Source organism: Candidatus Profftella armatura (Diaphorina cf. continua), from assembly GCF_016593155.1.
GTDB lineage: Bacteria > Pseudomonadota > Gammaproteobacteria > Burkholderiales > Burkholderiaceae > Profftella > Profftella armatura_A.
Genome location: NZ_AP023215.1, coordinates 261,467 through 274,633, shown reverse-complemented (window position 1 = coordinate 274,633; position 13,167 = coordinate 261,467). Strand labels below are relative to the sequence as shown.

8 protein-coding genes, 1 tRNA gene and 1 pseudogene (1 of these 10 running past the window's edge) are annotated in these 13,167 nt (G+C 23.8%); 6 read left to right on the top strand and 4 right to left on the bottom strand.

Features of this window, described 5'->3' with window-relative positions; translation table 11 throughout:
• Positions 1 to 114: 114 nt before the first annotated feature.
• The 4 genes and pseudogenes from infB to typA all read left to right on the top strand — a co-directional run.
• Positions 115 to 2,103 (top strand): annotated as a pseudogene (gene infB, locus JIC14_RS01085) (translation initiation factor IF-2); the annotation flags it as partial.
• A 47-nt stretch (positions 2,104 to 2,150) separates the two neighbouring features.
• Positions 2,151 to 2,522, top strand: a complete 372-nt coding sequence (gene rbfA, locus JIC14_RS01080) for a 30S ribosome-binding factor RbfA (RefSeq protein ID WP_201329613.1) — start codon at positions 2,151 to 2,153, stop codon at positions 2,520 to 2,522.
• Positions 2,523 to 2,564: 42 nt separating this feature from the next.
• Positions 2,565 to 3,503, top strand: a complete 939-nt coding sequence (truB, locus tag JIC14_RS01075; RefSeq protein WP_201329612.1) for a tRNA pseudouridine(55) synthase TruB — start codon at positions 2,565 to 2,567, stop codon at positions 3,501 to 3,503.
• Positions 3,504 to 3,570: 67 nt separating this feature from the next.
• Positions 3,571 to 5,415 carry a translational GTPase TypA gene (gene typA / locus JIC14_RS01070; RefSeq protein WP_201329611.1) on the top strand — a complete coding sequence of 615 codons (1,845 nt, stop codon included), beginning with the start codon at positions 3,571 to 3,573 and terminating at the stop codon, positions 5,413 to 5,415.
• 51 nt (positions 5,416 to 5,466) lie between these two features.
• Here the strand turns inward: typA and JIC14_RS01065 are convergent.
• Positions 5,467 to 5,555 (bottom strand) — tRNA-Ser (locus tag JIC14_RS01065).
• 62 nt (positions 5,556 to 5,617) lie between these two features.
• The gene (locus JIC14_RS01060; protein WP_201329610.1) at positions 5,618 to 6,043 is read right to left on the bottom strand and encodes a thioredoxin family protein; all 426 of its coding nucleotides are present in this window, start codon (positions 6,041 to 6,043) and stop codon (positions 5,618 to 5,620) included.
• Between the two features lie 41 nt (positions 6,044 to 6,084).
• Between JIC14_RS01060 and tsaB the strand changes: the two genes are divergently transcribed.
• Complete coding sequence (tsaB, locus tag JIC14_RS01055; protein ID WP_201329609.1) at positions 6,085 to 6,801, top strand: tRNA (adenosine(37)-N6)-threonylcarbamoyltransferase complex dimerization subunit type 1 TsaB; 717 nt, start codon at positions 6,085 to 6,087, stop codon at positions 6,799 to 6,801.
• A gap of 28 nt (positions 6,802 to 6,829) precedes the next feature.
• Positions 6,830 to 7,471: a hypothetical protein gene (locus JIC14_RS01050; protein WP_201329608.1), complete on the top strand. Its 642-nt coding sequence runs from the start codon at positions 6,830 to 6,832 to the stop codon at positions 7,469 to 7,471.
• Positions 7,472 to 7,480: 9 nt separating this feature from the next.
• Here JIC14_RS01050 and serS read toward each other — a convergent pair whose 3' ends face one another.
• Positions 7,481 to 8,809, bottom strand: coding sequence for a serine--tRNA ligase (gene serS / locus JIC14_RS01045; RefSeq protein WP_201329607.1), 1,329 nt, complete (start codon positions 8,807 to 8,809; stop codon positions 7,481 to 7,483).
• A gap of 44 nt (positions 8,810 to 8,853) precedes the next feature.
• Positions 8,854 to 13,167 carry the end of a non-ribosomal peptide synthetase gene (locus JIC14_RS01040; protein WP_201329606.1) on the bottom strand. It continues 24,573 nt past the right edge of the window, so 4,314 of the gene's 28,887 nt are visible here — the last part of the coding sequence; the start codon falls outside the window, past its right edge; the stop codon is at positions 8,854 to 8,856.

The window sequence follows — 13,167 nt, the reverse complement described above, 5'->3', positions numbered from 1 at the left end:
ATATTTTTATAAAAATTACTAAAATTACAAAAATTTAAAAAATTACATATTATTAAATAAATATTATAAATAAAATTTTATATAGTTTAAAAATAAAGTATGCTAAATAAATATAATAAATCATCAAATGAAAAAAAAGATATAAAAAAATTAAATATATTTAATAAAAATTTAACTCAATTAGAAAAAAAATCATCTAAATGGAAAGATAATTCTTATAAAAAACGTAGAAGTAATACAAAAACATATATTAATACCAATAATCGTGGTAATAATCGTATAAAATCAAAAAATTATAAAAATAATAAAGAACATAAAACAAATTTTCAAATTCCAACTGATTCTATAATTAAAAATATCTATATTCCTGAAACTATAATAGTATCAGAATTAGCGCATAAAATGTCGGTAAAATCATCAGTAATAATTAAAAACCTAATGAAATTAGGACAAATGGTTACTATTAATCAAATTTTAGATCAAGAAACTGCAATGATTTTAGTTGAAGAAATGGGACATATTGCACATGCTTCTAAATTAAATGATCCTGAATCTTTTTTATTAACTGAATACAATAATATTACCTCTGAATCATTAGTTAGAGCACCTATTGTTACTATTATGGGGCATGTTGACCATGGAAAAACTTCTTTATTAGATTATATTCGAAAAACTAATGTAGTATTTAATGAAGCAGGAGGGATTACTCAACATATTGGAGCTTACAATGTTACAACAAATCATGGCTCAATTACTTTTTTAGATACCCCGGGGCATGAAGCGTTTACTGCAATGCGAGCTAGAGGAGCTAAAGTTACTGATATAGTAGTTTTAGTAGTCGCTGCAGATGATGGAGTAATGCCTCAAACACGTGAGGCAATTGCGCATGCTAAAATTAGTGGGGTGCCATTAATAGTGGCTATTAATAAAATTGATAAATTAGATATTAATTTAGATCGTATAAAACAAGAATTAATCTCTGAGCAAGTAATTCCAGAGGAATATGGTGGCGCATCTCCCTTTATATCTATTTCCGCAAAAAAAGGTACGGGTATTAATACATTACTAGAAAATATTTTATTACAAGCTGAACTTTTAGAATTAAAAGCCCCAGTTTCAACTCCAGCAAAGGGAGTAATAATTGAATCTCGATTGGATAAAGGAAAAGGGCCTGTGGCTACGGTTTTAATACAATCTGGTACATTACACCGAAGTGATATGGTTGTAGCTGGGGTAAGTTACGGTCGAATACGTTCTATGTTAGATGAAAACGGTAAAAGTATTCTTGAAGCTGGTCCATCAATCCCCGTTGAAATTCAAGGATTAACAGAGGTACCTTCTTCAGGAGATGAATTATTAGTTATATTAAATGAAAAAAAAGCCCGTGAAATTAGTTTGTTTCGTCAAGGTAAATTTCGTGATTTTAAATTAGAAAAACAACACCCCCCTAAATCAGAAAATATGTTTAATAATATTAATGAAAAAGAATTAAGAAATTTCTTAATAATTATTAAAACAGATGTTCATGGATCACGAGAAGCTTTAACGGAAAGTTTAAAAAACCTATCAACTAATAAAATTAAAATACAAGTAATACATAATGCGGTTGGAAATATTAATGAATCAGATATTAATTTAGCAATTACCTCTAAAGCAATAATCATTGGATTTAATGTGCAAGCTGATGCATCTACTCGAAAATTAGCTCAAATTAATGGTATAAATATTCGTTATCATAATATTATTTATAATATTATTAAAGAAATTAAATCAGAAATAACTAATTTATTACCTTTAGAAAAAAAAGAAAATTTATTAGGATTAGCTGAAATTCGTCAAATTATTATAGTTAGTAAGGTTGGTACAATTGCTGGTTGCTATATTTTAGAAGGACTTATACGTCGTGATTCAAAAATTCGAATATTACGTAATAAAAGTATGATTTGGACAGGAGAACTAGATTCATTAAAACGTTTTAAGGATAATGTTAAAGAAGTAAAAGCTGGTTTTGAATGCGGTATTTCATTAAAAAATTATAATGAAATTATCATAGGAGATCGTCTTGAAATTTTCGAAATTCATGAAATTACAAAAAATATATAAATTAATAAATAATAAAATATTCTAAAATAAATTTTTTAAAAAATAAAATGCATCAAAAAAAAATTACTTTAGAAAGATTAGCTCGAATAGAAAATCAAATTCAACGCGATATCTCAGAAATTATTGCATTTGATATTCAAAATCCTCGCATAAATATTATTACAATTACAGAAGTAAAAATCACTTTAGATTATTCTTATGCTAAAATTTTTTTTACAACTTTTAATAAAGATATTTCTATTAAAAATATTTTAGATAATTTATCTAAAGCTAATAATTATATTCGATTTAAACTTTCTAAAAAATTGCACATTCATACCTTGCCTATTCTTAATTTTATTTATGATCATTCTATAGAAAATGCTATGATGATATCCAAATTAATTGATAAGGCTTTAAATAACAATACTAATAATTAATTTTAATATTATTATTTAATTAAATTATAGATTAAATATTTTATGCAATTTCATATCAGAAAAAATAAAAATATTATTCATGGTGTTTTATTATTAGATAAACCACCTGGTTTATCTAGTAATAATGCATTAAAGAAAATAAAATATTTATTAAACGCTAAAAAAGTTGGTTATACTGGTACATTAGATCCATTTGCGACAGGTTTACTGCCTCTATGTTTTGGGGAGGCAACTAAATTTTCTAATTATTTATCTGAAGCCGATAAATATTATGAAGCTATTATGCATTTAGGAATTACTACTGAAACAGGAGATATTGAAGGTACAGTTATTGATTTTAATAAAAATACCCCAAATTCAATAGAAATTATTAAAAAAATTTTAATAAATTTTCATGGAAAAATTTCTCAAATTCCGCCGATGTATTCTGCATTAAAATATAAAGGAATACCCCTATATAAATATGCTCGATCTGGTATAACCTTAAAAAGAAAATTAAGATATATCGAAATATATAAAATTACAATAATCAATTACACTATCCCATATTTAACTCTGCGTATACATTGTAGCAAAGGAACATATATACGGGTACTTAGTGAAGATATAGGAAAAATGTTAGGATGTGGCGCGCATTTAAAATCTTTACGTCGAATTGGAATTGATAAATTAACATTAGATAAATGTTTAAATATTGATGCATTTATTAAATACTCAGAATATGAGCGTATTTCATCATTAATTCCAATAGATATTTTACTATCATCATTTAGAATTATTTATTTATCAAATTTATTATCTAAACGTTTTTTACATGGACAAAATTTACTTTTATCTAAAGATTTTAAATTAAATGATTCAGGTTTTAAATTAAATAATAAAGTTCGTGTTTATAATAAAAAAAATTATCAATTCCTTGGAATTGGTTTTATAAATAATTTTTTTTTATTAACTCCAGTGCGTCTAATTTCATTATTTTAATAATTATATTTTATATAAATATTAACTAATTTTAGTATATTAAATTAATATTAATTTTATAAATTTTATGTTAAAAACAAAACGATCTTTTAGAAATATAGCAATTATTGCTCATGTTGATCATGGTAAAACTACTCTTATTGATCATCTATTACGTCAATCAGGAACATTTCGTAAAAATCAAAATGTTAATACGCGTATAATGGACTCAAATGAAATTGAAAAAGAACGAGGTATTACAATTTTTTCTAAAAATTGTTCTATTGAATATAAAGGTACGCGCATTAATATTGTTGATACTCCTGGTCATTCTGATTTTGGAGGAGAAGTTGAGCGTATTTTATCAATGGTAGACAATGTTTTACTTCTTATTGATGCAGTAGAAGGACCTATGCCTCAAACACGATTTGTAACACGTAAAGCTTTAAAATTAGGTTTTAAACCAATTGTTGTTATTAATAAAATTGATCGCTCTAGTGCCCGTCCAGAATGGGCGGTTAATGAAACTTTTGATTTATTTGATAAACTTTGTGCAACTGAAGAACAATTAGATTTTCCAATAATTTATACTTCAGCATTACATGGTTACGCCAATGAAAATTCAAAAGTTCGTCAAGGTAATATGATTCCATTATTTGAGGCTATATTAAAATATGTACCTGTGTACAAAGATAATTCTAATGATCCACTAAAATTACAAATAATATCATTAGAGCATTCTTCGTATTTAGGAAAAATAGGAATTGGAAGGATTTTAAGTGGACGAATTAAGTCTCTACAAAATGTAGTTATTATGAACGGGCCGGAGGATAAACCAAATAAAGCTAAAGTAAATCAAATTCGAATCTTTAAAGGTTTAGATCGCATATTAGTAAATGAAGCATTATCTGGAGATATTGTTCTAATTAATGGAATTGAAGAGATTTATATTGGTTCTACTATTTGCGATCCAAATAAACCAAATGGTTTACCCATGCTACATATAGATGAACCTACTTTAACAATAAATTTTATGGTCAATGACTCTCCTTTAGCAGGAAATGAAGGAAAATTTATCACAACACGTCAAATTAAAAATCGTCTTGATCACGAAATTAAGAATAATATAGGACTTCGTATAGTTCAAAATAAATATGATGATTCAATTTATGAAGTATCTGGAAGAGGAGAATTACACTTAACTATTTTAATAGAAAATATGCGTCGTGAAGGTTATGAATTATCGGTATCTCGTCCCCGTGTTATTTTTAAAACACTAAATGGTGAATACTGTGAACCATACGAAAATCTTATTGTTGATATTGAAGAAATTAATCAAGGTAGTATTATGCAAAAACTTAGTTACCGTTGTGGGAATTTAAAAAATATGGAAATTAATGAAAAAGGAAGAGTACGTTTAGAATATCGCATTCCATCTAGAGGATTAATTGGATTTCAAAATGAATTTATAACATTAACACGTGGTACTGGATTAATAAGTCATGTATTTGAAAAATACGCGCCATTTTATAATAAATCAAAACACGATTTAGGAAAACGCAGAAATGGTGTATTAATTTCTCAATATTCTGGTAAAGCAGTTGCATATTCTTTATGGAAATTACAAGATCGCGGTCGTTTATTTATTAATCATAACGATTTAGTCTATGAGGGAATGATTATTGGTATTCATTCACGAGATAATGATTTACTTGTAAATCCAATCAAAGAAAAACAACTAACAAATATTCGTTCTTCCGGAAGTGATGAAGCTATACATCTTATATCGCCTATTAAAATCACACTAGAATATGCAATTGAATTTATTAATGATGATGAACTTGTAGAAATAACACCAAAAAATATTCGCTTAAGAAAACGTTTTTTAAAAGAAAATGAACGAAAAAAAACATTACGTAATAAATTTATTTAATACATTATTAAAAATATTTAAATTTAAAAATATATATTTTATAAATTTTATTGGAGATGGTGGGATTTGAACCCACGATACAAGTAAACCCGTATGCTTCCTTAGCAGGGAAGTGCCTTTAGCCACTCGGCCACATCTCCATTTTAAATTATTTTTATAATATTATTATAAACTAATCTATAGATTAGTTTTAATTTATTTTTTATAAATAATTTTTATTTAACCTAAAACTTAATTCAATATTTTTTTGCCAAAATTTATTTTCTTTTTCTAATAAAAAATTAGAATTTAATTCTTTATTTTTTTTACATATATTATTAAATATAAATTCTGTTAAAGAAATTTTAGGGTTTATTTCTCCAAAAAAAAATACTTTATTACCGTATTGAATAAGTAAAGTAGGGAAATTATTAATATCAAAATCACCAATAATATTATATTGATCTTCAATATCAATCCAAACAAAATAATATTGCAAATAACGCTGTGATAATTTAAAAAAATTCATTTCATATTTACGACAAATATCACACCATCTTGCACATAAACAAGCTATAATCCATTTTTTTTGTAAAATAGCTAATTTTAAATTATTTTTATTATTCTTATTGAGCTTTAAAAAGTTCATAAATATTTATATTTTATAAATTTTAAAAATTAAATTTCAAAATGTTCACAATTCTTGCTATAGAAACATCCACTGAAATTTCAAGTGTAGCGCTACTAAATAAGTGTAATTTATTTAGTTATGAATCTTATAATAAAAATAAACATTCACAATATATCTTACCAATGATACAAATGATATTAAAACATGCTCAAATTGAACTAAAACAATGCAATTTTATTGCATGTGGAATTGGCCCAGGGTCCTTCACTGGCACGCGAATTGCGTGCGGTATAACACAAGGATTGTCATTCGGAGCAAAATTATTAGTGGCCCCTATTATTACATTAGAAGCAATGGCGCAAGCTTGTTATGAATATTTTAATATAAAAGATGTTTTAACTATATTAGATGCTCATATGGGGGAAGTATATTGGGCGCAATATAATTATATAAATTCAGATATAGGATGGAATATCATTACTAAACCTACTTTATCCTCAATTGAATACATTACCCCAATAGGAAATCCAATTTTATGTGGAAATGGATTAAAAATATATAAAAATAAATTTTATAATTCTATATTGTTTAATAAATGCATATTAACTGCTAATAATATTCAAAAATTAATTATTCCATCTGCGCGTCAAATTGCAAAATTAGGTTATTATAGTGCAATTAAAAATAAATTAATCTCATCAGATAAAGTTAAACCACTTTATCTTCGAAATAAAATTGCAACAACTATTTCTGATCGTATTATTATAAAAAATTAAATATTAAATCCTCTAAGGAGTTACAACTATGAATATACATAAAATTAGTAAAAAATTAATAATTTATATGACTATACTTAATGAAATTGGTATTAATCCAATATGGATAGAGCGTAATAAATTATCTAATAATAATAATAAAAAAATAATAAATTTAATATCATTTAAATCAAATAATTGTTTTGATAAAAAAAAATATAAAATATTTACAAATAAAATTCTTCTAATTTTATGTAAAGATATTAATAAAATTAACATAACTCGTTATTTATTTATAATGCATGATTTTCATATCAAGGAAGAAGAAGAATTATTTAATAATATTTTACATGCATTTAATATAAGAAAGAAAATTACATTAAAATTTAATCTTATAGAATTAAACAAATATATAACTCATTACCATCCTTCTATTTTAATCTTTATGGGAAAAGAAATTGAATTACAATTAATTAATATAAAAATTTTCGAAAAAATAATAGAAAATAAAAATAAACAAATTATAAAAATAAAAAATAAAAAAAATACTATTTTAAATGCTTATCCAGGGGATTTGTACCATATTAAAAATATATTAATATTAATTACTCATGAAATTTCATATTTATTAAATAATCCATATAAAAAATATAAATTATGGAATGATTTTTGTTTATTAAAAAATTTATAAAAATATTATTTAAAATATATTATTTTTATTAGTTATTTTTTTTAAACTAGTAACCCCGTTCATATAAGGATGTAACACTGATGGTATATCAATATTACCATCTTTTCTTTGAAAATTTTCTAATAAGGCCGCTAAAGTTCTTCCAACAGCTAATCCTGACCCATTTAATGTATGAACCATTTCTTGTGTTTTTTCTCTATTTTTTCTAAAACGACTTTTTAAACGTCTCGCTTGAAAATCTTCACAATTTGAAATTGATGAAATTTCACGATATATATTTTGACCTGGAAACCATACTTCAATATCATAAGTTTTTGCAGAACTAAATCCTATTTGCCCGGTGCAAAGTGTAATAATTCTATATACTAAACCCAATTTTTTTAAAATATTTTCTATATGCCCTAACATTTCCTCTAATACTTGATAAGAATCATCGGGATTCACAATTTGTACTATTTCTACTTTATCAAATTGATGCTGTCGAATTATTCCCCTAGTATCACTCCCGTAACTTCTAGATTCAGAACGAAAACATGGTGAATATGCGGTTAATTTAATGGGTAACGTATCAAAACAAATAATTTGATTACGAAATAAATTTAATAATGGTACTTCAGCTGTTGGAATTAAATATAATAACTTTTCATCAACTTTATTTTCATTTCCGCCTCTTTTTACAATAAATAAATCATCTTCAAATTTTGGCAATTGACCCGTTCCATATAAAGAATTTTCATTAACAATATATGGAATATAACACTCAGTATATCCATGATCACTAATATGAGTATTTAACATAAATTGTGTTAATGCTCGATGTAAACTAGCAATACCCCCCTTAAGAACAGAAAAACGAGAACTAGTCATTTGAATGGCAGAATCAAAATCTAAACCTAATTTCATTCCTAAATCAACATGATCTTTAGCTAAAAAATTAAAAATAGGTGGGTTAGAAATTTGACGCAATTCCAGATTATCAGATTCCTTAAGGCCTATTGGAATTGTTTTATGCGGTAAATTAGGTATCGATAATATAAACTGATTAAGTTTTAATTGTATTTTTTTTAATTTTTCAGATGAAACTTTTAAATCATTTCCAATTTTAATAACTTCCTCTGTCATGGAGGTAATAAGATCTTTATTTATAGTATTTTTAATTTGACCTATTTTTTGAGATATTTTTTTTCTTTTATTTCTTAAATTTTCAGTATATAACTGAATTTTTTTACGCTCTAATTCTATTTTATGAAATTCATTTATATCTAAAAAAAAATTACGAGTTGATAAAATAGAGGCAATAGTATTAATATTTTTACGAAGTAATTTTATATCTATCATAATTATTAAAATAATTTATAAATAAAGTTTTTATATAAATTTTCTCATAAATTAGAAAAAATTTCATCAATATTTATTAATTTATTTATTTTTTTAAAAATTAAATCTTTTAATTTTAAACATACATTTCCCTTATTATCATAAAATATAATATCATATTGCTGATAAGAACTATTTTTTTCTACTTTTTTACAAATTAAATATAAAATTACATTTAATGGAATTTTTTTATAAATCTTAATATATTTTAAAGAAAATGGTAATAAATCATTATTTATAATTATTTTATGATAATTAACAAAAACATGAATTAATTCTAATGCTTTACTAAAAAAAATTGATTCATTATATAAGTTATTTTTTTTGTTTAATAAAATATCAGCAAATAAAAATTGTTTAGAAATATATATTTTTGAAACATTTTTACAATTAATTTTTAATTTATCTAGATCTTTTTGTAATTCATTAAAATCTATTGGATTTTTCATAATAATAGTATTATTTAAATCAATTTCTCCTATTTGACAACAGTGTTTCTCTATATTAGTAATATATACTAATTTATTATTTTTTTTATATACATTTATTTTAAGTTTAATGTCTTTATAATTTTCTATTTCAGGTAATTTACCCCATATTATATTTTTTAATATATTAATAGAGTTATTAATTTTCTTTTCAAGAATAATGCGAGATAAATTTAAAATCTGAATACTAAATTCTATTTTTTTATATTTTGTATTTTTTTCTTTTAAAGAATTAATATTTTTTTTTTCTATCCAATAATGTTCTTTTAAAAATAAATAACCAGGCAAATGAATACGCTCAAATTTATTCGGATATAAATTATTCCAAGGAATTATATAACCTTGACAATATAAATCACCTAACGCTAAAAGATTTTCATAATATTCTTTTTTTTGTATTTTTGATAATAAACAACGTTTAGTTAATTCATTTATATATGAATATATTATTTTATTACTAGTAAATTTATGACTTACTATTCCTTGTAAATAATTAGTATATAAAATTTTTTCTTTAGAAAGTATATCATTTATTATTTTTATAATCTCTTTAATACTAGAAATTATAATTGCACAACGGTATTGAAAATGATATCTTCCTTGCATTAAAGTATAAACAAAATTTTCTATACAAATTGTATTATTTTTTTTTAAAAATAATAATATTTTTTTCATTTTTTCTTTTAAAGAAATTTTTGTTTTAGCAGAAAGAACTACTATATGATATGGATTTGAAGAAATAAAAATATTATTTTTAATATTTTTAAAATTAGTGGATATATATTCTTGTAATACAATATGAGCATTAGTACCACTCATACCAAAAGCACTTACTGCTCCAATTCTTAATTTTTCATTTACAACATCCCATTTTTTATTAGATTTATTAATATAAAAAGGACTATTTTTCCATATAATATAATTATTTTCTTTTTCGCAATGTAATGAGGCAGGAATTATTTTATATTTTATTGATTGCACTAAATTAATTAAACTTACTAAACCAGATGCGGCAAAAGTGTGCCCAATATTACTTTTATTTGAAGTTATTGCGCAAAAATTTTTATTACATGTTTTGTTTTTAAATACATCATATAAGGCATTAATTTCCACTGGGTCGCCTAATTTTGTACCAGTTCCATGTGTTACTATATAATTAATATCCTCTGGATTAATATTTGATTTTTTATACACAGATTTTATTAATTCAGTTTGTGAAATGCCATTTGGGGCGGTAATGCCATTAGTTTTGCCATCATAATTAATGCCACTGCCTCGTATTATAGCATGTATTGGGTCACCATCAAAAAGTGCTCGAGATAAACGTTTTAATACTATTGCCACCACCGCTTCACCAGGCACTAAGCCATTTGCGCGCTCATCAAAAACATAACATTTTCCATTAGGAGATAGCATTCCAGCATTTGTCATAGCAATATATGCCTCTGGAGATATCATTAAATTAACTCCAGCTGAAATAGCTGTATCACATTCATATTGACGTAAACTTTGACAAGCCACATGCGTAGCAACTAAAGATGATGAACAAGCAGTATTAATTGCCATTACAGGCCCCTTAAGATCTAAAAAATATGCCAAACGTGCTGATAAAATAGCATTATGAGTTGAAGTTAAATTAACTTGATCAAGACGATCTTGATAATTACTACCCTCCTCTACACCAACAAACATACCAATTTTTTGATTTTCTATTTGATTTGGACCATAACCAGCATCCTCTAATGCTAACCAAGATTCCTGTAATAAATGACGTTGTCGTGGATCCATTCTTTCTGCTTCTAAAGGAGATATTTCAAAAAATAATGGATCAAATTCATCTATACCCGGAATAGCTCCATACCATTTGCTATTAATTTTATTAGATGATTTTATTGGATTTTCATAATATAATCTCCAATCAAAAATTTTTCTTGGTATTTCTTCGATAACATCCTTATTATTAATTAATATTTTCCAAAAATCATTTATATTACGCGCAGCTGGAAAACGTCCACTCATACCAATAATAGCAATTAAATCTTCTGAATCTATATCTGTATTTTTATTTAATATAAAATTAGATTTTTTTGAAATATTTTCAAAATTTTTATTAATTTTATCGGTATATAAAGTTGATATATTTTTTTTATCTACTATTTTAAAAGAATATTTATTTCTATAAAATTCAATCATAGTATCATTATGATTTTTAATAAAATATATAATTAATCGCTCTAATGTTGAATAACTAAAAAATATTGAAGGCATAATATCAAGCGAATAAAATTTACTTAAAATACGAGAAAATTCCGCTAAACTGATAGAATCAAAACCATAATCTGCTAAATTTTTATTTTTATAAATTTCATTATTTTTAGTATTAAGAATATTGCAAATATGATTTTTTAGATCATTTTCAATAAATTTTTCAATATTAATATTATTTATTTTTTTATTTTCAGATATTTTAGGTGAGATATTATTTATTTTTTTATTTTCAGATATTTTAGGTGAGATATTATTTATTTTTTTATTTTCAGATATTTTAGGTGAGATATTATTTATTATTTGATTTAATTTTTCTAATTTACCAACCAATACTAAATACTGTGTTTTATCTTGTATTAATAATTGTTCGAATAATTTTAAACCATCATTTTCATATAAAATTTTCTGCTTACTAGATTTAAGATAAAAGTCCGCTTGCTCGTGATTGCCAATTTTAAATTTACTATTGTTCCATAATGGCCAATTAATTACAATCAATTTATTGGTATATTTTTTATAAATATTTTTATTATTTAAATATTTTGCATATGCTGTTTGAAAACGATTTCCCATTGCATAATCACATGAGCCAAAATCACCAAGAATTGCAGAGGAGGAAGAAAAATAACAAACAAAATCTAATTTATTGTTTTGTAATCTACAAATCGTATTTAATAAAGCATAATTTAACGCTATTGTTCCAGAAATTTTAGAATTTAACACACTATAGAAATTTTTATAATTTGCTTCTAATATATTAGAGGTTAATCCGCTAATTCCGGCAAGATGAAGAACCCCATCAATGGGACCAATATTATTTATTATTGAATTTATTTCAGATATCATTTTGAATTTATTGGATGCATCAACCTGTATATATATAGCCTTTCCATTAAATTTTTTTAATTTATTATAAATTATAGAATCTAATTTAGAACGACCGCTTAATATTAATTTAGTAGAATATTTATTTATTAAATAATTAGAAAATAACATTCCAAGTCTTCCTGTTCCTCCTGTAATAAGATAGGTACCGCCTTGCTTAATATAACTATTTTTAAAATCTTTTAAAATAATTGATTTTATATTTAATGTATAACGTACTAAATCATTTCCATAATACATTATGCTAAATAATTTTGGTTCCTGTAATTCTTTCCAGAGAATAGTTATCCAACTTTGAATATTAAAATTAGTTATTTTTTCTGCAAATACTATAGATATTTGTGTTTCTGGCATTATTATATACAATGAACGCTCAAAAGAAATCCAAGAATTAAAATAACAATAATATAAATTTTCTTCATTTTTTTTATTAATACTTATTCCCGATATAATTAGTTTATGTAAATATAACTTAGATTTCTTTACTGCTTGTAAAAAATATATTACTGGCATAATATTATATATACAATTCTCGTCTTCTAATGGCCATAAATAAAAAACAAAATCTATTTTTTTATCTTTTTCATATATTTTATTTAAAACAGATATATAATCATTAATATTGTTTTTATTAATTTGATAATTAACTGTATGATCAAGAGATCCTTGTATATCTTT

Coding starts and splice junctions, on each gene's coding strand:
- rbfA (WP_201329613.1), top strand. CDS start 2,151: ATGCATCAAAAAAAAATTACTTTAGAAAGATTAGCTCGAATAGAAAAT.
- truB (WP_201329612.1), top strand. CDS start 2,565: ATGCAATTTCATATCAGAAAAAATAAAAATATTATTCATGGTGTTTTA.
- typA (WP_201329611.1), top strand. CDS start 3,571: ATGTTAAAAACAAAACGATCTTTTAGAAATATAGCAATTATTGCTCAT.
- JIC14_RS01060 (WP_201329610.1), bottom strand. CDS start 6,043: ATGAACTTTTTAAAGCTCAATAAGAATAATAAAAATAATTTAAAATTA.
- tsaB (WP_201329609.1), top strand. CDS start 6,085: ATGTTCACAATTCTTGCTATAGAAACATCCACTGAAATTTCAAGTGTA.
- JIC14_RS01050 (WP_201329608.1), top strand. CDS start 6,830: ATGAATATACATAAAATTAGTAAAAAATTAATAATTTATATGACTATA.
- serS (WP_201329607.1), bottom strand. CDS start 8,809: ATGATAGATATAAAATTACTTCGTAAAAATATTAATACTATTGCCTCT.